General features: G+C 71.1%; 17 protein-coding genes. 10 read left to right on the top strand and 7 right to left on the bottom strand.

Annotation, left to right across the window (positions count from 1 at the left end):
• The 3 genes from ACJ73U_RS36695 to ACJ73U_RS36685 all read left to right on the top strand — a co-directional run.
• Positions 1 to 2,410, top strand: a 2,410-nt coding sequence (locus tag ACJ73U_RS36695; RefSeq protein ID WP_407782356.1) for a LuxR C-terminal-related transcriptional regulator, incomplete at its 5' end; no start/stop codon positions are given.
• A 98-nt stretch (positions 2,411 to 2,508) separates the two neighbouring features.
• Positions 2,509 to 3,480 carry a polyphosphate kinase 2 family protein gene (locus tag ACJ73U_RS36690; RefSeq protein ID WP_407782355.1) on the top strand — a complete coding sequence of 324 codons (972 nt, stop codon included), beginning with the start codon at positions 2,509 to 2,511 and terminating at the stop codon, positions 3,478 to 3,480.
• Positions 3,480 to 6,149: a cation-translocating P-type ATPase gene (locus ACJ73U_RS36685; protein WP_407782354.1), complete on the top strand. Its 2,670-nt coding sequence runs from the start codon at positions 3,480 to 3,482 to the stop codon at positions 6,147 to 6,149. The genes ACJ73U_RS36690 and ACJ73U_RS36685 overlap by 1 nt, the downstream gene beginning before the upstream one ends.
• On the opposite strand, the gene ACJ73U_RS36680 is transcribed toward ACJ73U_RS36685, so the two are convergent.
• Positions 6,135 to 7,850 carry a SulP family inorganic anion transporter gene (locus tag ACJ73U_RS36680; protein ID WP_407782353.1) on the bottom strand — a complete coding sequence of 572 codons (1,716 nt, stop codon included), beginning with the start codon at positions 7,848 to 7,850 and terminating at the stop codon, positions 6,135 to 6,137. The two genes, ACJ73U_RS36685 and ACJ73U_RS36680, sit on opposite strands and share 15 nt — an antisense overlap.
• A 132-nt stretch (positions 7,851 to 7,982) precedes the next feature.
• On the opposite strand from ACJ73U_RS36680, the gene ACJ73U_RS36675 reads away from it, so the two are divergent.
• Both ACJ73U_RS36675 and ACJ73U_RS36670 read left to right on the top strand, forming a co-directional pair.
• Entirely contained in the window at positions 7,983 to 9,113 is a 1,131-nt protein-coding gene (locus tag ACJ73U_RS36675) for an aminopeptidase P family protein (protein WP_407782352.1), read from the top strand.
• Between the two features lie 188 nt (positions 9,114 to 9,301).
• Positions 9,302 to 9,841 carry a hypothetical protein gene (locus tag ACJ73U_RS36670; RefSeq protein ID WP_407782351.1) on the top strand — a complete coding sequence of 180 codons (540 nt, stop codon included), beginning with the start codon at positions 9,302 to 9,304 and terminating at the stop codon, positions 9,839 to 9,841.
• 86 nt (positions 9,842 to 9,927) lie between these two features.
• On the opposite strand, the gene ACJ73U_RS36665 is transcribed toward ACJ73U_RS36670, so the two are convergent.
• On the bottom strand, positions 9,928 to 10,116 hold the full coding sequence (locus ACJ73U_RS36665; protein WP_407782350.1) for a hypothetical protein: 189 nt from the start codon (positions 10,114 to 10,116) through the stop codon (positions 9,928 to 9,930).
• Positions 10,117 to 10,127: 11 nt separating this feature from the next.
• On the opposite strand from ACJ73U_RS36665, the gene ACJ73U_RS36660 reads away from it, so the two are divergent.
• On the top strand, positions 10,128 to 10,745 hold the full coding sequence (locus ACJ73U_RS36660) for a hypothetical protein (protein ID WP_407782349.1): 618 nt from the start codon (positions 10,128 to 10,130) through the stop codon (positions 10,743 to 10,745).
• A gap of 84 nt (positions 10,746 to 10,829) precedes the next feature.
• Here the strand turns inward: ACJ73U_RS36660 and ACJ73U_RS36655 are convergent, their stop codons facing one another.
• Positions 10,830 to 12,146 carry an NAD(P)-binding domain-containing protein gene (locus ACJ73U_RS36655; RefSeq protein ID WP_407782348.1) on the bottom strand — a complete coding sequence of 439 codons (1,317 nt, stop codon included), beginning with the start codon at positions 12,144 to 12,146 and terminating at the stop codon, positions 10,830 to 10,832.
• 457 nt (positions 12,147 to 12,603) lie between these two features.
• On the opposite strand from ACJ73U_RS36655, the gene ACJ73U_RS36650 reads away from it, so the two are divergent.
• From ACJ73U_RS36650 to ACJ73U_RS36640, 3 genes are all read left to right on the top strand, one after another.
• Positions 12,604 to 13,443 carry a helix-turn-helix domain-containing GNAT family N-acetyltransferase gene (locus tag ACJ73U_RS36650; RefSeq protein WP_407782347.1) on the top strand — a complete coding sequence of 280 codons (840 nt, stop codon included), beginning with the start codon at positions 12,604 to 12,606 and terminating at the stop codon, positions 13,441 to 13,443.
• A gap of 49 nt (positions 13,444 to 13,492) precedes the next feature.
• Positions 13,493 to 13,912, top strand: a complete 420-nt coding sequence (locus ACJ73U_RS36645) for an arsenate reductase ArsC (RefSeq protein WP_407782346.1) — start codon at positions 13,493 to 13,495, stop codon at positions 13,910 to 13,912.
• A 232-nt stretch (positions 13,913 to 14,144) separates the two neighbouring features.
• Positions 14,145 to 15,740 (top strand): peptidoglycan-binding domain-containing protein, encoded by a 1,596-nt coding sequence (locus tag ACJ73U_RS36640; protein ID WP_407782345.1) that lies wholly within the window; start codon positions 14,145 to 14,147, stop codon positions 15,738 to 15,740.
• A 47-nt stretch (positions 15,741 to 15,787) separates the two neighbouring features.
• Here the strand turns inward: ACJ73U_RS36640 and ACJ73U_RS36635 are convergent, their stop codons facing one another.
• From ACJ73U_RS36635 to ACJ73U_RS36620, 4 genes are all read right to left on the bottom strand, one after another.
• Positions 15,788 to 17,449 (bottom strand): BTAD domain-containing putative transcriptional regulator, encoded by a 1,662-nt coding sequence (locus ACJ73U_RS36635; RefSeq protein WP_407782344.1) that lies wholly within the window; start codon positions 17,447 to 17,449, stop codon positions 15,788 to 15,790.
• A gap of 10 nt (positions 17,450 to 17,459) precedes the next feature.
• Positions 17,460 to 18,797, bottom strand: a complete 1,338-nt coding sequence (locus ACJ73U_RS36630) for a peptidoglycan-binding domain-containing protein (protein ID WP_407782343.1) — start codon at positions 18,795 to 18,797, stop codon at positions 17,460 to 17,462.
• Between the two features lie 66 nt (positions 18,798 to 18,863).
• Positions 18,864 to 19,808, bottom strand: a complete 945-nt coding sequence (locus ACJ73U_RS36625) for a peptidoglycan-binding protein (protein WP_407782342.1) — start codon at positions 19,806 to 19,808, stop codon at positions 18,864 to 18,866.
• A 28-nt stretch (positions 19,809 to 19,836) separates the two neighbouring features.
• Complete coding sequence (locus ACJ73U_RS36620) at positions 19,837 to 21,063, bottom strand: GH25 family lysozyme (protein ID WP_407782341.1); 1,227 nt, start codon at positions 21,061 to 21,063, stop codon at positions 19,837 to 19,839.
• A gap of 147 nt (positions 21,064 to 21,210) precedes the next feature.
• Here ACJ73U_RS36620 and ACJ73U_RS36615 point away from each other — a divergent pair, with 147 nt between their 5' ends.
• On the top strand, positions 21,211 to 25,005 hold the full coding sequence (locus ACJ73U_RS36615) for a helix-turn-helix domain-containing protein (RefSeq protein ID WP_407782340.1): 3,795 nt from the start codon (positions 21,211 to 21,213) through the stop codon (positions 25,003 to 25,005).
• Positions 25,006 to 25,100: the final 95 nt, after the last annotated feature.

The raw sequence follows: 25,100 nt of genomic DNA, 5'->3' as shown, positions 1-25,100 counted from the left end.
GTCGCTCGACGCCGCCGACAACACCGCGGGACGTTTCTGGACCGCCGTGCTGAGCGCGGTTCGCGCCTGTGCGGCGGTCCCTCCGGCGAACCGCCTGCACGACCTGCGCCCGCCCGTGACCCCGGACGCCCGCGGGTTCTTCGCCGAGTTCATCGACGCGTTGGCGACACTGCCGACCCCGATCCACCTGGTTCTCGACGACCTGCAGACGATCGTCGGCGACGAGGTGGCACGCGGCATCGCCACACTGCTGCGCCACCTGCCGAGGACCCTGCGGCTCCTGCTGTCCACGCGGTCGGATCCGCCGCTACCGCTCGCCCGGCTGCGGGTCCAGGGGCTCCTCGGTGAGCTGCGGGCGCCCGAACTGCGCTTCTCGCTCGACGAGGCGGCGGAGTTGCTCCGGCTCGCCGGTGTGACACTCACCGGGGACCAGATGCGGCGACTCGTCGAGCAGACCGAGGGGTGGCCGGCCGGACTGCGCCTGGCCGCGCGGTCGCTGCGCCACGCGCCCGACCGCGAGGCGTTCCTCACCGAGTTCGCGGCCACGGACCGGACGATCGCCGACTTCCTCGTCAGTGAGGTGCTCGCCAGCCTGCCCGTGGTCACGACCGACGTCCTGCGGCTGGTCAGCATGTGCGACGAGGTGACCCCGCCCCTGGCCGCCGAGCTGGCGGGCCGTGAGGACGCCGGTGCGATCCTCGCCGCGCTCGCGCACGACAGCGACCTCGTCCTCGACATCGGACCGGACCGCCAGTGGTTCCGGGTCCACCCGCTGCTACGCGCACACCTGCGTGCCGACCTCACCCGCAGGCGCCCCGACCTGGTCGTCGAGCTGCATCGCACAGCGGCGGTGTGGTTCGCCGAGCGGGAGCGACCGGACCTGGCGTTCGACCACGTCATGCGCACCGACGAGGACCGGATGGCGGTGGACCTGCTGCGCCGGCACGCCCCGACCGTGCTGTTCTCCGGCGACGACCACGGGGTCATCCGCAGCGCGCTGACCAAGGTCGGCGCCGCGGTCGCGGACGACCCCCGGCTCGGCCTGATCTCCGCGCTCGCGCACCTGGCCGCCGGCGACTACGCACGGGGTGCGGCGGACCTCGCGCGCGTGTCGGCCACGTGGCCGGCCGATCCCGATCCCGAGCTGGTGCGGATGAGCCAGCTGGTGCTGACCACGAAGGCGGTGATCCAGGGCACGCCTCCGCCGCCGGCGTCGGTCGACTGGCACGCGGTCCTGGCCGCGTACGAGGGCGCGGAGCTGGAGGCGTGGACCCGGCTCGGTCTCGGGTGGACCCACCTGTGCGCGGGCGCGCGCACAGAGGCGCGGCGCGAGCTCGAGACGGCGGAACGGCTGGCGAGCGAGAACGGGTTCGACCGCCTGGCCGTGGACTGCCTGGCCGTGCTGGGCACACTGGCCGGCCAGCAGGGGGACTTCACGACCATGGCGGCGGTGGCCGAGAACAGCATCCTGCTCGCCGGGGCGCACGGCTGGACGTCGTCCCGCTGGCTCTCGGCGGACCACCTCATGGTCGGCCTCGCCCAGCTCCTGCGGCTGGACCCGGCCGGAGCACTGGAGCATGCGCGCAACGCCGTCGCCGCCCTCACTCCCGAGACCGACTCCCCCGTGCTCCGCTACCTGACCGGCGTGCTCACGGGCGCGGCCCATATCGACGCCGGCCGTCTCCAGGACGGTCTGGCGCAGGTGCGGCGGGCCCGCCTGGACCACGACACCGCGAACGTGCCTGCCCCGCTGCTCACCACGGGCGCGCTGATCGAGCTCCGCGGCGCACTCGCCCTGGGCCACGGGACCCTGGCACAACAGCTCATGGCGCGGACCCGCGACCAGGTCGGCGAGGTCGCCGAGGTGGACCTCATGCAGGCGTTGACCTCGTCCGCCCACGGGGCGTGGGACGCGGCGGCGCGATCGGTCCGCCGCGTGCTCGACGGTGTCCGGCCGGCGCTGCGCCCGACCACCCGCCTGGAGGCCATGCTGTTCGAGACCGCGCTGGAGATGCGCCTGGGCAGGCGGACCAGGGCGCGCGGCGCGCTCAACGCGGCATTGGTCATGGCGGAGCCCGCTTCGCTGATCGAACCGTTCCACCAGGCCGACGCCCCGGTGCGGCAGCTGCTGCTGGAACAGGTCGGCGGGTTCGGCACCGCGAACGCCTTCGCGGCCCGCGTCAGCCAGGCACTGTCCACAATGGCCAACCGGCGCGCGGACCCGCTGACCGGCCGGGAGCACGCGGTGCTCATCCGGCTGTCCTCCACGCAGTCGCTGGACGAGGTCGCCACGGACATGTCGGTGTCGGTGAACACGGTGAAGACCCACGTCCGGGCGATCTACGCGAAGCTGGGCGTCAACAACCGTCGCGAGGCCGTCGTGGCCGGGCGCCGGTACGGCCTGAACTGACCACTGTTCACCCGGGCCGGGTGAGGTCGCCCTGTCCACTACCCCGGTACACGTTGGTGCGCCTGACTTCCGGGCACTTCCGACGAGGGGATTCGACGATGACCGCAGCACAGGCACGACGTGTGGCCGAGCTCATCGAGCCGCTGCGGGTCGAACCCGGCTCGACAGTGCGGCTCGGCAAGGACTTCGACCCCGCCTACCGGGCCGAGTTCCTGCGGAAGAAGGACGGCCGCAAGCTGCTCGAGACGGGCATCACGCTGCTCGCCGACTACCAGCGGCGCCTGGCCGCCCAGAACACCCACGGTGTCCTGGTCTGCCTGCAGGCACTCGACGCGGGCGGGAAGGACGGGACGATCCGGCACGTCATGAGCGGGGTCAACCCGCAGGGCGTGCACGTGCGCGGCTTCAAGGCCCCCTCGACCGAGGAGCTCGGTCACGACTACCTGTGGCGCTACGCCGGCGGCCTGCCGAAACGCGGCGAGATCGGGATCTTCAACCGGTCCCACTACGAGGAGGTGCTCGTCGTCCGGGTGCACCCGGAGCACCTGGACCGGCAGCGGCTGCCCGAGCCGGACCGGCACGGTGGGCTCTGGCGCCGGCGCTACCGCGAGATCAACGACTGGGAACGCTACCTGGTGGACAACGGGTTCCGGATCGTGAAGCTGTTCCTGAACCTGTCGAAGGAGGAGCAGCGGACCCGCTTCCTCAAGCGGATCGACGTGCCGGACCGGAACTGGAAGTTCTCCGCGGCCGACGTCCGCGAACGCGAGCGGTGGGACGACTACCAGGCGGCGTTCGCCAGGATGCTGTCCGCCACCAGCACCGCGTGGGCCCCCTGGTACGTCGTGCCGGCGGACCGCAAGTGGTTCGCACGCATCTGCGCGGCCGCGGTCCTCGCGCACACGCTCATCGAGATCGACCCGCGGTACCCCGCGGTGAGCGAGGACCGGCGCCGCGAACTGCTCGGGGTGAAGGCGCAGCTGGAGCACGAGGCGCCCGAGGGCGCCGCCCGCGACCCGTACGCCGCCGCGCACGGGAAGCGGAAGGCCAAGCGGGGCAAGGACAAGTAATGGCCGGCACGCACTGGTACGCGTACTCCGCGGAGGACACCGCCGCGGCCCTCGACGTCGACGTGGCCGTCGGACTCGCCTCGGCCACAGCCGAGCAGCGGCTCGCGGCCAACGGCCCCAACGCGCTTGCCGAGGAGGAGCCGAAACCCGGGTGGCGGCGGTTCCTCGACCAGTACCGCACCTACATGCAGATCATCCTGCTCGTCACCGCCGTGGTGTCGCTGCTGATCCAGGAGTGGGGCACCGCCGCGCTGCTGGTGGTGCTGACCGTGTTCAACGCGGTCGTCGGACTGCGCCAGGAAGGCAAGGCCGAGAGCGCGATGAACGCGCTCAAGGCGATGATGAAGGCGACCGCGCGGGTCCGGCGGGACGGCCGCGAGGCGACCATCCCGGCCGAGGGACTCGTCCCCGGCGACGTCGTGCTGATCTCCAGCGGTGACCAGGTGCCCGCGGACTGCCGCATCACGTCGGCCAGTGCGCTGCGGATCGACGAGTCGTCGATGACCGGCGAGAGCGTCCCCTCGGCGAAGGACGCCGCGCCGTTGCTCGACGGCGACCTCGGTCCCGGGGACCAGACCAACATGGCGTTCATGAACTCACCGGTCACCCACGGCAGCGCCACCGCCGTCGTCACCGGCACGGGCGCGGACACCGAACTGGGGAAGATCTCCGGCCTGCTGTCGGCCACGGTGCGGGAGAAGTCACCGCTGACCAAGGAGCTCAACACACTCACCCTGTGGATCGCCGCTGCCGCCGGGCTCACCATGATCGTGATCTTCGTGCTGGGCCGCGCTCGCGGCCTGGCGTGGGACGCGCTGTTCGTCAGCGCGATCTCGCTGGCGATCGCCGCGATCCCCGAGGCGCTGCCCACGGTGAGCCAGGTGATCCTCTCGCTCGGCAGCGTCGACCTGGCCCGCCGCAACGCGATAGTGAAGGACCTCCCCTCGGTCGAGACGCTGGGGTTCACCTCGGCGATCAACTCCGACAAGACCGGCACGCTGACGATGAACCAGATGACCGCCGTCGAGGTGGTCGACCCGGGCGACAGCTACACGGTCACCGGGATCGGCTACGGGCTCGACGGGCAGGTGCGCCACCCGGTGGGCGCCGCGGCGAGCATCGAGGAGGCGATCCTGCCGTTCCTCGTCGCCAACGACGCGGCGATCGTCGACGGCGCGGTCGTCGGCGACCCGACCGAGGGCGCGCTGCTCGTCCTCGCGCACAAGGCAGGCCTGGACGTCGACGCGACGCGTGCGAAGCTGCCGCGGCTCGCCACCCTGCCGTTCGACCCGTCCTACAAGCTGATGGCCACCTTCCACACCGCGGTCGACGCCGCCGGCCGACCGGTCGTGCGGTGCTTCGTGAAGGGCGCGGCACCCGCGGTGATGGACCGCGCCGCCACGGCCAGGGCCGGCGACGGCGCCACGGTCGACTGGGACGCCGGGCTGCGCGCACGGGCCGAGGGGCACATGGTGCGCATGGAGGAGCAGGGCCAGCGGGTGATGGCGGCCGCCCAGCGCGATCTCGACCCGGACTGCTTCGACGCGGCCGGAGATCTGCTCGGCTACGTCACCGACCTGCGGATGACCAGCCTCGTCGCGATGGTGGACCCACCGCGCGAGGAGTCCCGGGAGGCCGTCGCCAGCGCGCAGGCCGCCCACATCCGGGTCCGGATGGTCACCGGCGACGACGTCACCACCGGCGCGGCCATCGCGCGCCGCCTCGGGATCGGTGGCGACGCCGTCCTCGGCACGGAGTTCGCCGCGATGTCCGAGGCCGAACGGCTCGCGCGCATCGACGACATCGGCGTGCTCGGCCGGGTCGCCCCCGAGCACAAGGTCCTCCTCGCCGACACGCTCAAGAAGAAGGGCGACGTCGTCGCCATGACCGGTGACGGGGTCAACGACGCGCCGGCGATCAAGGCGGCCGACATCGGCATCGCGATGGGCAGCGGCACCGAGGTGGCGAAGAACGCCGGCCGGATGATCCTGTCCGACGACAACTTCGCGACCATCGTGTTCGCGGTCGAGCAGGGCCGCAAGATCTACGACAACCTGACCAAGTACGTCCGTTTCGTACTCGTCCTCCTGGTCGTGTTCGTGCTGACCTTCCTCGGCGCGAGCCTGTTCAACATCGCGGCGGGGGAACCGTTCACGCCCGCCCAGGTGCTGTGGATCCACTTCGTCGTCAACGCCCCGTTCGGGTTCGCCCTCGGCTTCGACCGGCAGACCCCCGGGCTCATGTCCCTGGCGCCCCGACCGCGCGGGCAGTCCGTGCTGACCACGTCGATGATCGTCACCGTCGGCCTGGCCGGGTTCGCCACGACCGTCGGGCTGCTCGTGGTGCTCGCGCTCGGTGACCCCGGGACCGCGAACTCGGTCGCGTTCACCGCGTTCGCGCTGTGTCTGATCGTGGCGGCCGTCGAGTGCCGCGGCGCGACCGGCACCGCGCTGACCACGGCGACCTTCGACAGCAGGCACATGAACTGGACGATGCTGGGTGAGCTCGTCGTCGCCGTCCTCGCGGTCCAGATGGACGCCCTGCAGCGGCTGCTGGGCACCACCGACCTCACCCTGGCCCAGTTCTCCTGGGCGCTCGTCCCCGCCGTCGCGCTGTTCGTGTTGTGGGAGCTGGGAAAGCTGGTGGCCCGGCGCTCAACCGGTGGGTGAGGCCGGCGCCGCGGACACCCACTGGGCGCCCGTCTCGGCCTGGAACGCCGCGATCGCCGCCTCGGCCGTCGGGAAGAAGTGGCCGGGGTCGATCGTGTGCGTCAGGCCGTAGCGTTGGAGCTTGCGGCGCACCGGGTCCTTGAGCCCCGCGAAGACCAGGCTGGTCCCCTGCGCGTTCAACGCCTCGTCCAGCCGCGCCAGGACGTCGGCGGCGGTGGTGTCCACGTCGGTGATCGGCTCCGCCGCGATGACGATCCACCGCGGCGCCGGTTCGGTCCGGGCCAGCCGCGTGATCTCGGCGCGGAAGGAGTTGGCGTTGGCGAAGAACAGCGGCGCGTCGAACCGGTAGATCAGGGCGCCCGGCAGGTGTTCCGCGTCCGGGTAGGAGTGGGTGTCGTGGAAGCCCGCCAGCCCCGACACCCGGCCGAGCACCGTCTGGTGCGGCCACCACGCGCGCCGGAAGACGTTGAGGATCGACAGCCCGACCGCGATGCCGATCCCGGGCAGCACACCGAGCAGCGCGACGCCGAGGAAAGCGGCGACCGACAGCAGGAACTCGGCCTTGCGCTGCCGCCACAACCGCACCGACCCGGCGACGTCGAACAGCGAGAGCGACGCGGTGATGACCACCGCCGCGAGCGCCGGCTGCGGCAGGTTCCGGAACAGCCCCGGCACCAGCACGATCATCAGGAGGATCAGGACCGCGCCGACGAGTCCGGTGAGCTGGGTACGTGCGCCGGCCTGGTGCGCGACGGCCGTGCGGGAACCGCTGGTGGACACCGGGAAGCCCTGGAACAGCCCGGTGGCGAGATCGGCGGCGCCGATCCCGGCCATCTCCTTGTTGCCGCGGACCTGCTGTCCCGTGCGAGCCGCGAACGCGGAGGCGGTGGAGATCGTGTCGGCCAGCGAGACCACGGCGATGCTCACCGCGCCGATCAGCAGCGGCCAGATGTCGGCGACCCTGATGTGAGGGATCGTGAACGGCGGGAAGCCCTTGGGCAGCTCCCCCACCAGGCTGACACCGTGCGCGGCCAGGTCGAAGACGGACACCGCGATGATCGCGAGCACGACCATGAGCAGCACGGCCGGCACCTTCGGGGCCCACCGCCCCAGCGCCAGGATCACGGCGGTCCCGCCGAGGCCGACGACGGCGGCCGCCGCGACGACCTGTCCGGTCGCCACACCGCGGACGAAACCGGTGAACTCGCCGACCAGCCCGTCGGCGTCGACCGTGAACCCGAGCAACTTCGGCAGCTGCCCGACGAGGATGGTCAGCGCGAGGCCGTTGAGGTAACCGATCATCGTGGGCTTGGAGATCAGGTCGACGATGAACCCGAGCCGCCCGACCGCGGCGGCGACCATGATGCCGCCGACCATGAGCGCGAGCATCGACGCCAACGCGACCGCCCGCGCGGGATCGTCGCCGCCGGCCAGCGGCAGGATCGTCGCGGCGATCATCGGGCCGAGCGAGGAGTCCGGGCCGAGCACGAGGACCCGCGACGGCCCGAACAACGCGTAGGCGACCAGGCAGGCGGTGGAGGCGTACAGGCCGGTGATCGCCGGCAGACCGGCCAGCTCCGCGTAGGCCATGCCCTGCGGGACGAGCACCGCCGTGAGCACGAACCCCGCGACGAGGTCTTTCACCAGCCATCGCCGCCGGTACGACGTGACCAGCTGGACACCGGGCATCCTGCGCAACATGGCATCACCTCGGCTTCCTCGGCGGTGCGCCCGACGCTAGGCCGCCCGGACCGGCGTGCCCTCGCGTGTCGCGGGTGAGATTCACCCACGACGGATGACCGGCGTGGTGTCGTTCGGTGCCTACCGTGCACCATGACCACGCACCCGCAACCCGCGCCGTTCACCACCGACGACTACGCGGCCCGCCTCGCGCATGCGACCAAGGACGCGGTCCGGGCAGGCATGGACGGCGCGATCGTCGGTCCCGGCCCGGACCTCGAATGGCTGACCGGCTACCGCCCCACCGCGATCACCGAGCGCCTGACGGTGTTGATCCTGCTGCCCGGCGACGTGCCCACCCTCGTCGTCCCCGTGCTGGAACGTCCCGACGCCGAGGGGGCGGTGGGCGCCCCCGCCCTGCGGATCGTCGACTGGGCCGACGGATCCGACCCGTACCAGACGGCCGCGGCACAGCTACCGGCCAGCGGTCGCTTCGCCATCTCCGACGCCACGTGGTCGGTCCACCTGCTCGGCCTGCGGCACGCACTGCCCGAGACCACGTACCACGCACTGGGCTCGAACCTGCCGATGCTCCGCGCGGTGAAGGACACGGGCGAACTGGACCGCCTCGCCATGGCGGCCGCCGCGGCCGACGAGACCTACACGATGATCGTCCACACGCGATTCGCCGGCCGCCGCGAGAGCGAGGTCGCCGCGCACCTCGCCCGGCTGCTGCGCAAGCACGGCCACGAACAGGTGGACTTCACGGTCGTCGGCTCGGGCCCCAACGGCGCCAACCCGCACCACGAGGCGGGCGACCGCGTCATCGAACCCGGCGACGCCGTGGTCCTGGACTTCGGCGGCCTGATGCACGGCTACGGCTCCGACACGACCCGCACGGTGTCCGTCGGCGAGCCACCGTCCGAGGTCCGCGAGGTGCACGCCATCGTGCGCGCGGCACAGCAGGCGGCGTTCGAGGCCGTCCGCCCGGGCGTGCCGTGCGCGGAGATCGACCGAGCGGCCCGAACCGTCATCGCCGAGGCGGGCTACGCCGACCGGTTCATCCACCGCACGGGCCACGGCATCGGCGTCACCACCCACGAGCCGCCGTACATCGTCGAAGGCGAGGACCAGCCGCTCGTGCCCGGCATGTGCTTCTCCATCGAGCCGGGCATCTACCTACCCCAGCGGTTCGGCGTGCGGATCGAGGACATCGTCACGGTCACGGAAACCGGCGGCCGACGACTCAACAACACCGACCGCGCACTGCTCCTCGTGGAATGACCGAGGAACCACCCGCCGGAAGCCCCGGCGGCGGCGCCAACGGGACACCGTGATCACCGAGGGCTTCGCCTTCGCGGTGTTCGCCCGGTATCCGCCGCGTCTCGGCTCACCTGCGGTGGATGAGGCGGCCGGGACCGGTGCGTGTGACAGTCCTTTCGACCGTCGAGTGACAACCGGAGGGAAGAGACATGGCCATCGGGCCCGTCCAACTGCTCGTCCTCGGATTCCCGGAACCCAACTTCCACGGCCAGGTCGTCGCCGAGCTGGAACGTCTGCGGGAGACCGACACCGTGCACGTCATCGACGCCGTCGCGGTGCACAAGGACATCGACGGCGCGATCGAGGTGCTGCACCTGTCGAACATCTCCGACGAGGAGGCCGTCGAGCTGGGCAGCAAGATCGGCGCGCTGGTCGGGCTCGGCATCGACGGCGAGGACGGCATGGCGGCCGGCGCGGTTCTCGGTGCGGAGGCCGCCGCCGAGTCCGGGGGCCGGATGTTCTCCGAGGAAGGCGCGTGGGACGTACTGGGGGACATCCCGAACGGCACCGCCGCGGCACTGATCATGCTGGAGCACCGCTGGGCGATCCCGCTCCGGGACGCCATCGCGGCCGCCGGCGGCTACCGCGTCGGGGACGCGTTCATCAGTCCGCTGGACCTGGTCGAGATCGGGTTGGTCACCGCGGATGTGGCGCAGCTGTTGCACAGCCAGGAGAAGGCCCCGCTGTGAGGTTCACCGGACCCACCGAGAGGAGGTCACCATGTTCCGGTCACGCCGGATAGCCCGCCGGGTCGGGCGGCGCACCGCGCGACGCGTCAGCCGCCGCCACTTCTTCTGACCAGATCACCGGTCCTGATGATCACCCGAGCCGGCCGGGTGCTCACGGGCGGAGCGGTTTCGACCTGACCCGGCGACAGCGGCAGGCTCGGGGACCCGTCGGCCACGGCGGCCAGCGTCAGGTGGTCGTCGAGCAACCGGCGCCACGCGCGGACATCGTCGAGCACCGGAGGCAGCCGTGAACGACAGGTCGATCTCGCCGATGATCCGGCTGGCCAGGTTGGTGCGTCCGCGCCGCAACTCGCTCAGACGCGGCATCGACCGGCTGGAGGGCGCGGTCCTCGCCGTGATCGTCCTGATCGGACTCATGCTGGTGCCGATCCTCCTCGCCCTCGGTTCGCTCACCTACACGAACCTCGCCGAGACAGCCGCACGGGAGGCAGAGGAGCGCGCCGAGGTGGGCGCCACACTGACCGAGAACGCACCGGCGGCGAGCATCCCCACCCCCGAGGACGGGAGCAGCAGCAAATCCGCTGTGCCCGCCGAATGGCGAACACCCGACGGCGCCCGTCACACCGGTCGGGTGTGGGCCGAGGACGGGTTGCGGGCCGGCGCGAAGGTCGACGTCTGGGTGGACGAGAAAGGCCGCCTGGTCGACGAGCCGACCACCTCGTCCGACGCGCTGTTGACCGCCGCGGTGACCGGCGTCATCGGCTGGCTGGCCGCGGCCGGTCTGCTCGTGTTCACCCAACTGAGGCTGCACCGCATGTTCAACCGACGCCGCTTCCACGCCTGGACGCAGGAATGGGCCCGCGTCGAACCGGAGTGGAGCAAGCGGCACCGCCGACCCAGGTGATGGAGTGCCGTCCCGCTCGAGAAACGCCGATGCCGTCCGGGCCGAACGGCAGAACCGGTCGACGGTGCGATGAACACGCCACCGTCAGCACCTTGCCGACAGGCTCAGCGGCTGCGGCTCGGCCGGCGCACCGCAACAGCCACCCGACTGGTCCGCGGCGGAGTCGTCGAACACGCCGGCTCCCCCGCACACACCGGTCTCCGGCAGCACCAACTCGACCCGCTCGGCCGCCTCCCGATCCCCGGCCAGCGCGGCCACGATCGAGCGAACCTGCTCGTAGCCGGTCATCGCGAGGAACGTGGGCGCGCGGCCATAGCTCTTCATGCCGGCCAGGTAGACGTTCGGCTCCGGGTGGGCCAGTTCCTTCACACCGTGCGGGTAGACCGTGCCGCAGGAGTGGACGTTCGGGTCGATCAGCGGTGCCAGCGCGACCGGCGCCTGCAGCGTCGCGTCCAGGTCCAGCCGCAGCTCCGAGAGCCAGGTCAGGTCGGGACGGAACCCGGTGAGCACGACCACCTCGTCCACCTCGGACACACGCTGCCCGTTGTCGGACACCAGGTCGCGTCCGTCGATCCGCTCGGTGCGGAACCCGGTCACCACCGAGATCCGGCCGGCGTCCACAGCGGACTTCGCGCGCAGGCCGAGTGCGCCACGTGCCGGGAGCTGGTCCGCCGCGCCACCACCGAACGTGTCGGCGACCGCACCCCGTCGCAACAGCCAGGTGACGCGGGTCTCCGGTGCCCGCTCGGCCAGATCGGCGAACGCGACGAGCGCGGTCAACGCGGAGTGTCCACTGCCGGCGATGACCACGTGCCGGCCCGCGTACCGCACCCGCACCGCGTCATCGGTCAGGTCTGGCACGCGATAGGAGATCCAGCCGGACGCCGCGTGCTCCCCGAGCGCCGGCAAACCGTCGCCGCCGAGCGGGTTCGGCGTGCCCCACGTACCGGACGCGTCGATCACCGCGCGAGCCGTGATCCGCTCCTCGGCACCGTCGGCCTGACGAACGTGCACCGTCAGCGGTTCGGTGTCCCGACCGTCGTCCACGACCCGGTCCCGGCCGCGACGCGCAACTCCCACGACCTCGACGCCCAGCCGCACCCGGTCCCCCAGCGCCCTGGCCAACGGCCGCAGATAGCCCGTCGCCCACTCCGCGCCCGTCGGGTACGCCGAGCCCGCGGGCCGTTCCCAGCCCACACCCGTCAGCAGCCGGTCAGCCGCCGGGGCAACCAGCTCCGACCACGAGGAGAACAGACGAACGTGGTGCCATTCGGCGACGGCGGCACCGGGCCGAGCCGCCCTCTCCAGCACGAGAGGCGGCAGACCGCGCTCGACCAGCTCGGCCGCTGCCGCCAGGCCCACCGGACCGGCGCCGACCACCACTACGGGCAGATCCGCCATCGCCATCTCCATTCATCGACCCTGCTCGATCCAACTTGGCCGACTGTATCGACTTGCATCGATGAAGACAATCGTCGTTGTCGCGTTCCTCGACGCCGAGGAAGCCGGCGCCCAGGTTCCGCTCACCACGCCGCCCGTGTCTCAGCCGGCACACGCCTCATCAAACATCGACGGCGCCGCAGCCCCCCGCGGTCGAAGCCGGCGGCCCGGCCCACGCTCTGCTCACCACCCTCGACCGGCAGGACGCGACACCGGCCGCCCCTGCGCCCCGGTGCGATGGCCTCGGACAACCGCGGCTACGCAACGGTCGGCCATCCAGCGATCTGCATCGGCATCCCCGGGGTACCAAACCCCCTTTGAAACCCCCGATCGCGTGGACGCCGCCACCCGCCTGATCGTCGCCACCGCCCGCCGCCCTTGTTTGACGCACCATCGATCGGTGTCGATACTCGGCGGTATGACCGCCACCGCCCCGGCCACCTCGGTCCTCCCCGAGCAGGAGGCCGCGACCTACGCCGAGTGGTTCGCCAGCCTCGCCGAACCGACCCGGATACGGCTGCTGCACATCGTCGCCACCAGCCCGGGCGGCACCACCGTCGGCCGGCTCACCGAACTGCTCGGCATCAGCCAGTCAACCTGCTCCCACCACGTCCGCAAACTCGCCGACGTCGGCTTCCTCAAACTCCACAAGGAAGGCACCAGCACCCGCGTGACGGTCAACTCCGCCTGCTGCGTCGGCCTACCCCACGCAGCGGACGCCGTCATGGGTCTGCTCGCACCCCGCCCCTGTTGCCCGGCTGACGTCCCGGATGACGTCACCGTCCGCGCCCTCCGGCCAGCGGACTGGCCGGCCGTCCGGCGCATCTACGGCGAAGGCATCGCCACCGGCATCGCGACGTTCGAGACCACCGTCCCCAGCCGCGCCTCCCTCGACGCCAAATGGCTCCCCGACCATCGTTGGGTCGCCGAACTCGACGGCCAGGTCGTCGGCTGGACCGCCCTGTCCCCCACCTCGAACCGCGAGTGCTACGCAGGCGTGGCCGAAAGCTCCATCTACGTCGCCGACGGCCACCGCGGCCGCGGCATCGGCAAGGCCCTGATCCGTCAACAGGTCGTGGCCGCCGACGAGGCCGGCCTCTGGACACTCCAGACGGCGATCTTCACCGAGAACCGCGCGAGCATCGCACTCCACCACGCCGCCGGCTACCGCACCGTCGGCATCCGCGAACGCATCGCCCAACTGAACGGCGTCTGGCACGACACCGTCCTCATCGAACGCCGCTCCGCCAACGACTGACCTCGGCGCCCACACCTCCTCATCCCCGACCCACCGACCGAGGAGCACGATGACCGACACCACAACGGACAAACCGTCGGTACTGTTCGTATGCGTCCACAACGCGGGCCGCTCCCAAATGGCCGCCGCATGGCTGACCCACCTCGCCGGCGACCGCGTGGAAGTCCGCTCCGCCGGCTCCGCACCAGCCGACGAAGTCAACCCGGCGGTGGTCGAGGCGATGCGGGAGGTCGGCGTCGACATCTCCGCCGAAACCCCGAAAGTCCTCACCTACGACGCGGTCCGCGAGTCCGACGTCTGCGTCACCATGGGCTGCGGCGACACCTGCCCGGTCCTCCCAGGCAAACGCTACCTGGACTGGAACCTCCCGGACCCCGCCGGCCAAGGCATCGACGCCGTCCGCCCCATCCGCGACGAGATCAAAACCCTGATCGAGGGCTTGATCGCCGAGATCGCGCCTCGCCAGTGAGCCCCACGACCCGCCGGACGTACGCCGGCAACCTGGAGTTCGGCATCCGAGCAGGCGTCACGCCAGTCCGCCGGAATTGTTGAAGCACGGTCACCCGCTGCTTTCTTACCGAGCGTCACGCGTCACCGCGAGTGCCCGAAGTGGGTGTCATGGGTTTGTCCTGAACGGGTCATGACGGATTCGGGATCCTCTTTGCCAGAGTGGGTGCTTCAGGTCCACGTTGGGAGGAACCGTGACCGACATTCGAAAACGTCTGCTTGGAGTTGTGGTCGTCGCCGCGGCGGTTGTGCTGGGTATCGGTGTGACGGCCGTGTCGGCGGCGCCGTCAGGCTTGACCGCGGCGAACTTCAGGTTGCAGAAAGGCGCCTACAACCCGGCCATCGCCGGGCTTGACGGGGTGCTGCCCAAGGCGAAGCTGTCCGATGTCGTCGACAGCGCCAACAGAACCGGCAAACCGTGCGGTGCGCATGCCCCGTCGGTGGTCGCCTCCTTCTGCTGGCAGTCCATCTCGGGCGCGGACGACGAGAACACGACCGACTGGTACCCGCAGGGCATCACCACCAGCGCTGACGCCGATCCGTCCGGGACCTACCAGGGTAAGACGGTCATCGCGTCCACGTGGTACTGGCACGCCGGGGGCACCGACCGGGGTGACCGGGTCGCGTTCGTGGACTACTCGCACCCGGACAAGCCGGTGTACCGGTTCGTGCTGCTCGTGGCGCCCACGACGACCGGGGGCAAGCCGGACTTCAAGCCGATGACCAACAGCGGCGGGGAGTCCGTGCACGCGGGCGGTCTCTTCTGGTACGGCCACTACCTGTACGTGGTGGACACCTCGTTGGGGCTGCGGGTGTTCGACCTCGACCACCTCTGGCAGGTCGACTCCACCCAGGACACCATCGGCCTGCAGTCGAACGGCACGTACGAGGCGTTCGGCTACAAGTACATGCTGCCACAGGCTTTCACGTACACCTCGTCAACGGCGGGCGGTTACCCGGCTTTCCGGTTCTCGTCGACCGCGCTGGACCGGACCACTACGCCGGTGAGCATGGTCGTGTCGGAGTACAACACCACGACCGCCGACACCCACCGCCTGGTTCGGTTCCCCGTGAACGAGGCCGATTTCACGCTCGCGACCGCACCGGACGGCCTGGCGCACGGCACGGAGGCCTATGAGACCGGCGTTCTCAAGGCACAGGGCACGGCATCCGTTCGCGGCCGGTTCTACGCGTCCACGAGCTACTCCACGAGCGACTCCCACTACGGGTCGCTGAGCAGCTACACCGGCAGCCAAGGCGTTGTGCGGTACGAGAACGTCCTGCAGCCGTACCCGGAGGACCTGTCGTACTGGCCGGACAAGGACCAGCTGTGGTCGCTGTCCGAGGACCCGGGCACACGCGTGGTCTACGCGATGCAGGAGTCGCTGCTCGCGTGGCCGACCGTGCAGAACGGCGGCAGCGGCACCGACGTGAAGGCGTTGCAGTACCTGCTCAACGGTCAGGGCAACGCGGGGCTGGACGTGGACGGCGCGTTCGGCCCGGCGACGCTGGCCGCGGTGAAGAGCTTCCAGGGCGCGCACGGTCTCGGTGTCGATGGCGTCGTCGGTCCGCGCACGTGGCGGGCCCTGGTGCCGTCGCTCACGCAGGGTGCCGCCGGTGACTCGGTACGCGCGCTGCAGACCGAACTCACCGCACACGGCAGGTCCACGCCGGTCACCGGGACGTTCGACGCCGCGACCACCACGAGCCTGCGTGCGTTCCAGACGGCCAGCGGCCATCAGGCGGACGGCGTGACGGACATGGACACGTGGCGGGACCTGATCAACTGAGGATCGTCTCGATCGGCCGCGTCCGCCCCACAACGGACGTGGCCGTTCTAGTCCACTTCGGACAGTTCGGCGGCGAGGCAGCGAGCCAGCAGACCGACCTCGCCTGCCTCGTCGACCAGCCCGACATCGGCCAGTTCCAGCGGTTCCAGACCGGACAACCGGATGGCTGGAGTCACCGCGAGCCCGCGGAAGGCCGACCGCGTCCGTTCCGCCAGCAGGTCGTAGCGCCGACGCAGGCCGCGGCGGACCTCCTCGTCCACGAGGGACAGCGCCGAGAGCCACCTGTCCTCGGACAGGGACGTCGCCCCGGGAAACCTGTCCAGCAGCACCCGTGCGGCGCGCAGCGCAGCCAGGTTGCCCGCACACATGCGAACAGTCCGCCGGGCTTCGCGGCCGCCGAAACCCAGCAGCGTCAACTCCTCGGCCTCACTCAGTCGGGAAAGACTCACCACTTCGGCGCCTTCGACGGCCAGCAGGGCACGCGCACTGGTGGCGAGCAACGCACTGTTCCCCGCGCCGGGAAGGAGCGGGCGCACCTGGTCCGCGTCCACGACGTCGTCGATCACGATCAGCGTCGGCCGGTCCGCGAGGATCGCGCGGTACTGGCCGGCGCGGGCCGCCATTCCGGCCGGCCGGACACCCAACGCCGTCAGCGCGTCACTCAGCAGCTCCCCTGGCGCGGTCCGCGCTCCCGCGGAAAGGTACAGCTGGCCGCCAGGAAACCGGTCCGCCAGCGCCCCCGCGACCCGCGCGGCCAACGCGGACTTGCCGATCCCGGGTCCGCCCGTGACCACGGCCGCCCGCCGCTCGGTCAGGATCCTCGTCAGCCGCGCCTGTTCGCCGACCCGGCCGACGAAGTCGGGGACCGGCGGCGGCAACTGCCGTGGTCGGGACACGGTGCCGGTGGGCCGAGCGACGCCGAGTTCGGTGCTGTCGACGAGGATCGCCTGCCGCAGCTCGAGAAGCTCCGGCACGGGTTCCAGCCCGAACTGGTCGGCCAGCAGCCGCCGGCTGGCGTCACACACGGCCAGCGCGTCGGCCTTGCGGCCCGCTCGGTACAGCGCGGTCATCAGGTGGCGGACCAGGCGTTCCCGCACCGGGTGCGCGCGGGTCAGGGCCGTCAGCTCGCTGATCACGTCGTCGTGACGGCCGAGAGCGAGTTCCGCCTCGAAACGCAGTGTCTCGACGTCGAGCCGCAGTTCGGTCAACCGGGTGGCCTCGTCGGTGAGCGCCGGACCGCTGGTCCCGGCCAGCGCCGGACCGCGCCACAGTGCCAGCGCGGTGCGCGCGCACGACGCGGCCTCCCGCGCACGGCCCTGTGCCAACAGCCCGCGAACATCGGGTGCGGCGCGTTCGAACACCAACGCGTCCAGGTCGTCGGGTTCGAGCAGCAGGCGGTACCCGTTGGGGTGTGTCTCGATCCTCGCGCCTCTGAGGGCGAGGCGGAACGCGGACACGTGGTTCTGCACCTGCCGCCGACCGGTGTGGGGCGGACGTTCGCCCCACACCATGTCGACGACGGTGTCCACGGACACGACCGAGTTGGCCGACAGGAGCAGTGCGGCGAGCACCGACTGTGCGCGCGGCCCGCCCAGCGGCACCGGTCCGGCGTTCGCGTGGACCTCGACCGGGCCCAGGATGGCGTACCGCACCGCGCTGCCGGCCATCGTGCTGGTCCGCCTCCCGTTCGTCGCGTCCCGGCGATTCACTAGGCGGGTCCTAGTTCACCAGGGCCTTCCACGTGTCGGCGTCCGTGCTGCCGCTGGCGGTCAGGCCGCTCGCGGTCTGGAAGGTGCGCAGGTTGGCGGCGGTGCTGTCGTCGAAGGTCCCGGTGACCGGGGTCGGCAGGTCGTGCGCGGCGAGTTCGTTCTGCACCGCGCGCACGCCGTCACCCGTGCTGCCTGCCGTGAGCACCGGCACGAGTGCGCTCCAGGTGTTCGGTCCGACGACGCCGTCCACGTCCAGGCCCTGAGCGCGCTGGAAGTTCTTAACCGCGGCCAGGGTCGCCGGCCCGAAGTCACCGTCCGGGGACAACCCGGCCGACTGCCGGCTGTTCAGCAGGTACTGGACCGTCCTGACGGCGTTTCCCGTGTCTCCCTGGCGAACATAGGGCCATGTCGGCGCGGGCGTGCCAGCGCCGGTCCACTGGTAGGTGACCTGCACCCAGCCGTTGTCCTTCAGGCCCAGGCCGTCCCAGAACGTCCCGTCGGCCAGGTCGATGCCCGCCGGGTTGCCGACGGTGCGGTTGTACTGGTCCTTGCCACCGTTGTAGTGGTCCTGGTAGGCGGCCTGCGCCTCGGGCTTGCCCTGCGGGAGGTCCTTCCACGACTGCCGGACCGACGAGGGGTTCCAGTAGTCGTCCTGGGTGTTCCACGGGCCGACGTCCCACACCGGGGCGACCTCGCACTTGTTGTTGGCCGGATTGCACAGCTTCACGGAGTAGGTCGCGGTTCCCTTGGGTGACAGCGCCTTTCCCGACGGCAGCGCCACGAAGTGGTCGCGCGAGGTGATGGTGTGCCCGTTGGCGGTCGTCGCACCGACCAGTCCCTCACGTGTCGCGAACACGCGGTAGGTCAACGGTGTGCCCGCGGCCGCGGGTCTCGCGGCGGTCGCCTGGTTGGCTGTGAGCCGTAGTGATGACACGGTCGGCTGCGCTGAACCGTTGCCCTGTAACGTGATGCGTGTCTGCACCGCGGAGGCGGCGGCGGGCAGTGGCGTTCCGGCCGGGACCCACTCGGTCCAGCCGCGGTCGGCCAGGCGGCCGCGGACGTCCACGTGGACGGACGTGCCGGCGGGGGTCCGCGCCGACACCTGGGCGTCGATCCGGTCGGTCACGTGGTCCAGTGTGTGCACGGCCAGCAGGTCTGTCGCATAGCCCTGTCGCCAGTCCGGGTCGTCGACCGTGACGGCACCTGACCGGTGCGCCAGGTTGGTCGGCACGGCGTCGGCGACCAGGTCGGCCTGCCAGGCGGAACCGGCCGGTTCGGCGTTCGCCACCGCGGTGAGCTGGGTGGCCACGCCGATCGCGAGCGTGACCAGGGGGATGAGTCGTCGCACAGGAAATCCTTTCCAGCTGAGAGGACGGTCGCGTCCGATGCCTCGGACGCGACCGTCGCAGAGGGATTACCGGGGCAGGGGCGAGGAGTATCCGCCGATGCTGGTGCCGCTGCGGGCGATGGTCTTCTGCAGCAGGCCGTCGTCGTTGCCGGTGGCCGGGTTGTAGGTGTTGCCCGAGATGTAGGTCACCGTGGTGCTCGTGGACGACACGACGATGCCGGTGTGGCCGTAGGTGAAGTAGATCCCGTCACCGGGCTTCGGGTTGCTGGTGTGCCAGGTGCCGTGCTTCTTGCCATAGTCCATGACACTGCTGGCCAAGCCGTTGATGTAGGTGACGTTCGCGCCGGCCTTCTTCCAGACCCACTTCACGAAGTCCGCGCACCAGGCCTCGGTGCGCCACCCGTTGTTGCAACCACTGCCGCCGACGCCGAGCTGGGTGCTGTAGTAGTTGCAGTTGTAGCCGCCGATCTCACGGTTGTGCGCGGTGTTCGCGGCCTCCTCCGCGGCGATGGACAGGATCTGCGCGACCACCTCGTCGGGGGACGGCCGCGTGCAGGGAGTCTTGACCCGGTCCACGCCCATCGCGGTCATGGTGGCGGCGTCCGCCTGCCCGTTCTGGGACAGGCCGTGCGCGCCCTGCCACGTCCTGACCGCGGCCTGGGTGTTGGGCCCGTACATGCCGTCCGCGCCGGCGCCGACCACGGTCTGGATCCTGGTGACCTGAGCGCTCAGCTCACCGTTGGTTTCCGGACCGGCGTCCCCGTCGATCGACGACAGGCAGCGGTCGGTCTGGAACGCCGAGACCGCGGCCTCGGTCTGCGGCCCGTCCACGCCGTCGATGTCCGAGAACGACAGGTAGGCCATCCCGGCGAGATCCCACTGCGTCTGCTGCAGATCCGTGGCGGCGGATGCCTGTGCCGGGGAGCCGACGGCCAGCCCGGTGGTGACCACCACGGCCACCACACCGAACCCGAGTCGACTGGCCCATGATCTCTTACGTTGGGATTTCACGGTCGTTGTTCCTTTCGTTGTGCTGTGATCACGACACGAGCGCTTGCCAGGTGTTGAGCCCCACGACGCCGTCGGGGTCGAGCCCGCTCGTGTTCTGGAAGGCGATGACGGCCGTGCTGGTGGCGTCGGTGAAGGTGCCGTCGACGGCCACACTCACCCCGTGCGCGACGAGTTCGGCCTGCACGGCCCTGACCGCGGGGCCGGAGTCCCCGGCCTGGACCGTGGTGACCAGCGCGGACCAGGTGGCCGGGCCGACGATCCCGTCGGTCTCGAGGCCGTGGCTGGTCTGGAACGACACGACGGCCGTGCGGGTGGCCGGCCCGAAGTCCCCGTCGACGTCCATCGTGGCGCCGTGCGCGTTGAGCAGGTACTGCACGGTCGTCACCTGACGACCCGTCTGTCCTTGTCGCAGGAGTGGCCATGCGCGTACCGGCGGCGGCGTGTAGTCGCCCAGCGCGAACGTGCGCAGGTCAGCCAGCGTGCCGTTGAAGGTGTTCTGGTCACCGGGGAAGGTGCCGGCATCGTCGTACTGCCAGATCGTCTGGCTGGTCCAGCCGTGCGGAAGCGGCAGCGGAGTGCCCGAGTAGTTGGCGATCCACAACGGGTTGGTCGCACCGAACCCGGCGTAGTCGCCGGTGCACTGCGACCACCAGTCCGTGGTGGAGTAGATGACCGGGGCGCGTCCGGCCCGGGAGCGGTAGCGGTCGCTGAACGCGGCGATCCAGTTGACCATCGCGCTCTGGCTCATGCCGTAGCAGGTGGCGCCCTTGGGGTTGTACTCGATGTCCAACGCCCCCGGCAGGGTCCTGCCGTCCGCGCGCCAGGTGCCGCCGTGGTCGATGAAGTAGTCCGCCTGGGCCGCGGCGCTGGAGGTGTCCGGCCGGGCGAAGTGGTACGCGCCGCGGATCAGGCCGGCGGTGGCCGACCCGTTGTACTGCTGGCCGAAGTAGCCGCTGGTGTACGTGACGCCTTCGGTCGCCTTGACGTAGGCGAAGGACGCGCCCGCGGCCGCCACCGACGACCAGTTCACGTTGCCCTGGTAACCACTGACGTCGAGCCCGCGCACCGCGGTCGCGGCGAGCGGCACCGCCACCCGCTCGGTGGTGCGGGCAGCGAGACCCGACCCGGCGTGGTCCTGTCCGTCCGACGTGGCGGGTGCCGCGGCCGCGGCGCTCGCCGACCACGACATCGCCGCGGTGACCAAGGCGACCAACACCGCGCCCAGTACCGTCGATCTCTCCCGAGTTCTGACCATCGACACGTCTTCCTTCCGCCGTCGGGGTGCGTCGAGGCCCTGTCTACGGAAAACCGCGTTGTCCGGCTTCGTCGGCTGGACGCCGGACAACAGAGCCCGGACAATGGGCGCCTGATCGGGGCGGGACAACCTGGGGCAGGGGTAGCGGTGCCGAGATCCGAGCGGCCGCTCGTGGAAGACGACGTGCTCAGCCGGTTCGCCGCGGACCTGCGGCGACTGCGGGAGAAGGCGGGGCGGCCGCCGTACCGGGAACTGGCGAGACAGGCGCATTACTCGTCGACGACGCTCGCCGACGCGGCGGGAGGACAACGGCTGCCGACCCTCGCGGTGACGCTGGCGTTCGTGCGGGCGTGCGGCGGGGATCCGGACGACTGGGAGCAACGCTGGCGCGAGGTCGCCGCGGGGCAGAACGTCGGCCGGTCCGACGTCGGCACCGCCACGGGCCAGGCCTGTCCCTACCCCGGCCTGGCCGCGTTCCAGCCCGGTGACGCGGCGCGGTTCCACGGACGCGAAGCGCTCACCGAGGACCTGGTGTCCTCGGTGCGCGAACGGCGGTTCGTCGCCGTGTTCGGTGCGTCGGGCTCCGGCAAGTCCTCGCTGATCCGCGCCGGTCTGATCGCACGCCTGCGCGCGGAGCGACCAGTCGTCCTGTTCACGCCCGGCGCGCACCCGCTCGACGAGTGCGCCGCCCGCGTCGCCACGCTCGCGGGCAGCTCCGCGGCCACCCTGCGCCGAGAGCTCGACGAGAACCCGCGCGCGTTGCACATGACGCTACTGCAGGCGTTGACCGGCGACGCCGAACCGCTGCTCGTGGTTGACCAGTTCGAAGAGGTCTTCACCCTCTGCACCGACACGGACGAACGGGCCCGGTTCATCCAGGCGTTGCTGACCGCCGTGCAGGCCGAGAACAGCCGCACCCGGGTGGTGATCGGTGTGCGTGCCGACTTCTACGCGCACTGCGCCGACCACCCCGAACTCGTCAAAGCGCTGCGGAACGCCCAGGTGCTCGTCGGCCAGATGAGCACCGACGAGCTGCGGCGCGCGGTGAGCCAGCCCGCGATCGACACCGAGAACACCCTGGAGACGGCGCTGCTGGCGCGGGTGATCGCGGACGCCGCCGGCCGGCCGAACGTGTTGCCGCTGGTCTCCCACGCCCTGCGGGAGACCTGGTACCGCCGTCGCGGCAACACCCTCACCCTCGCCGGGTACGAGGCGTCCGGCGGCATCCACCACGCGTTGGCCCGAACCGCGGAGAACGTCTACACGTCCCTGACCGGACACCAGCGGCGGCAGGCCCGGGACGTCGTCCTGCGGCTGATCGCCCTCGGCGACGGCACCGACGACACCAAACGCCGGGTCCGGCGCGACGAGCTGCCCGCCGGCGCCGCGGACGTCCTGGACTCGTTGGTGGACGCCCGGCTCGTGACCGTCGACGCCGAGACGGTCGAGCTGACCCACGAGGCACTGCTCGACGCCTGGCCGCGGTTGCGGCGTTGGATCGACGAGGACCGGGCGGCGCTGCTCGTCCACCAGCAGCTCGTCGACGCCGCCCTGACCTGGGAACGCGAAGACCACGACGCGGGTGTGCTGTACCGGGGCAGCAGGCTTGCCGCCGCCCGGGAGTGGGCGGAGCGCCACCACGACGACATCCGTCGCGACCCCCGTGTCCAGCGGTTCCTCGCCACCTCGGCACGGCGGCAGAATCGGGCGCGGTTGCTGGGCCGCGCCACGGTCGCGCTGCTCGCCGTGCTCACCCTGGTCGCCTCGTTCGCCGCCGTGTACGCGATGCGCCAGCGAGACGCCGCCCAGGCCGAGCGCGACCGTGCGGTCGCGATCCACACGGCGACCGAGGCCGAGCAGGTGCGCGACACGGACGTGTCCCTCGCGGCCCAGCTGACCCTGGCGGCACACCGCCTCCAGCAGACCCCGGAGACCCGGTCGGACCTGCTCGACACCGAGAACAGGCCGTTGTCATCCGTCCTGGACGGTGGGACCGGCACCGTCTTCGGCCTCGCGTTCAGCCCGGACGGGCGGACGATGGCCACGGCGGGCGACGACGGCGCCATACGGCTGTGGAACGTCGCCGATCCCGGCCACGCCGTGCTGTGGAGACGGCCGCTGACCGGGCACACCGGGCGTGTGTTCTGGCTGGCCTACAGCCCGGACGGCCGGACGCTCGCCAGCGCGGGACGGGACCGGACCGTGCGCCTGTGGAACGTTGCCGACCCGGCACATGCCGTATCCGCCGGCACACCGCTGACCGGCCACACCGACGACGTCTACTCCGTCGCGTTCAGCCCGGACGGGCGCACCCTGCTGAGCGCCAGCCGAGACCGGACGCTGCGGCTGTGGAACGTCGCCGACCCGGCCGGCGCGGCACCCCTCGGCGGACCGCTGGTCGGGCACACCGACGCCGTGGCCTCCGCGACCTTCAGCCCCGACGGGCGCACGATCGCCAGCGCCGGGCACGACAGGACCGTGCGGCTGTGGAACGTCACCGACCTCGCCCACCCCGTCCCCTGGGGACCGCCGCTGATCGGACACACCGACACCGTCTACGCGACAGCGTTCAGCCCGGACAGCCACACCCTCGCGTCAGTCGGCAACGACCGGACGGTCCGCCTCTGGAACGTCACCGACCCGGCCAACGCCACTCCCCTGGGACAGCCACTGACGGGACACACCGACACCGTGTACGCCGTCGCGTTCAGCCATGACGGCAGGATTCTCGCCACCGCGGGCGCGGACCACGTCGTCCGGCTGTGGAACACGTCCAGTCCCGCCGGCGCGGTCCCGCTCGGCCGCCCGCTCACCGGGCACACGGGTTACGTGTACTGGCTGGCTTTCAGCCCGGACGGGCACACGCTCGCCAGCGTGGGCGCCGACCACATGGTCCGGCTGTGGCACCTGCCCAGGACCGTCCTCATCGGACAGTCGAGCTACGTCAACGGGGTCGCGTTCAGCCCCGACGGCCACACCCTGGCCAGCGCCAGCACCGATCACACGGTCTGGCTCTGGAACGTCACCAACCCGGCCGATCCGGCAGCTCTGGGCAAACCCCTCACCGGAAACACCAACGCGGTCAACCAGGTGACGTTCAGCCCCGACGGCCACACCCTCGCCAGCGCGGGCCGCGACAGGACGGTCCATATCTGGGACGTGCGCGACCCGGGTCATCCCGTGCCGTGGCGCCAGCCGCTCACCGGACACACCGGCCCGGTCACCCATGTGGCGTTCAGCCCGGACAACCGAATCCTCGCCTCCGCCAGCTCGGACGGCACCGTCCGGCTGTGGGACGTCACGGACATGACCTCGCTCGGCCGACCGCTGACGGGCCACACCGGGGACGTCACCTGGCTGGCTTTCAGTCCCGACGGCCACACCCTCGCCAGCGCGAGCTCCGACGACACGGTCCGCCTGTGGGACCTGCGAGATCCCGCTCATGTGACCTCGCGCAAGATCAGCGTCAACACCGGCGGCGTGCTCGGCGTGGCGTTCAGCCCCGACGGACACACCCTGGCGACGGCGGACAACGACCACACCGTCCGGCTGTGGCGCACCACCGGGAATCCCGTGCAGCTCGGGCAGTCCCTGGTCGGACACACCAGCTTCGTCTACCGCGTCGCGTTCAGCGGCGACGGCGCGACCCTGGCCAGCACCAGCGACGACGGCACGATCCGCCTGTGGAACGTCCGCGACGTCACCCATCCCACACCCGCCGGCCGCCCGCTGACCGACCACACCGCGCCCATCGACGGCCTCGCCATCAGCCCGAACGGCCACATCCTCGCCACCGCCAGCGACGACCACACCATCGAGCTGACACCCATGGACACCGGTTCGGCGGCCCGCCGTATCTGCGCGACAACGAGCAACGTCCTCACCGAGGCGCTGTGGGCCAAGCACATTCCCGAAGCGCCCTTCCACCCCGCCTGCGGCTGACTCGCTGTCCGCTCCTCGACGTCCGGCCCACGAAGCCGGACAACATCCCGCGCGCTACACACGACGTCATGAGCCATGAACCGGACAGGAGACAG

The sequence above is a fragment of the Actinophytocola sp. genome, assembly GCF_045807065.1.
Classification (GTDB): Bacteria; Actinomycetota; Actinomycetes; order Mycobacteriales; family Pseudonocardiaceae; genus Actinophytocola.
This window is presented reverse-complemented; position numbering and strand designations above follow the sequence as displayed.

Coding starts and splice junctions, on each gene's coding strand:
- ACJ73U_RS36690 (WP_407782355.1), top strand. CDS start 2,509: ATGACCGCAGCACAGGCACGACGTGTGGCCGAGCTCATCGAGCCGCTG.
- ACJ73U_RS36685 (WP_407782354.1), top strand. CDS start 3,480: ATGGCCGGCACGCACTGGTACGCGTACTCCGCGGAGGACACCGCCGCG.
- ACJ73U_RS36680 (WP_407782353.1), bottom strand. CDS start 7,850: ATGTTGCGCAGGATGCCCGGTGTCCAGCTGGTCACGTCGTACCGGCGG.
- ACJ73U_RS36675 (WP_407782352.1), top strand. CDS start 7,983: ATGACCACGCACCCGCAACCCGCGCCGTTCACCACCGACGACTACGCG.
- ACJ73U_RS36670 (WP_407782351.1), top strand. CDS start 9,302: ATGGCCATCGGGCCCGTCCAACTGCTCGTCCTCGGATTCCCGGAACCC.
- ACJ73U_RS36655 (WP_407782348.1), bottom strand. CDS start 12,146: ATGGCGGATCTGCCCGTAGTGGTGGTCGGCGCCGGTCCGGTGGGCCTG.
- ACJ73U_RS36650 (WP_407782347.1), top strand. CDS start 12,604: ATGACCGCCACCGCCCCGGCCACCTCGGTCCTCCCCGAGCAGGAGGCC.
- ACJ73U_RS36645 (WP_407782346.1), top strand. CDS start 13,493: ATGACCGACACCACAACGGACAAACCGTCGGTACTGTTCGTATGCGTC.
- ACJ73U_RS36620 (WP_407782341.1), bottom strand. CDS start 21,063: ATGGTCAGAACTCGGGAGAGATCGACGGTACTGGGCGCGGTGTTGGTC.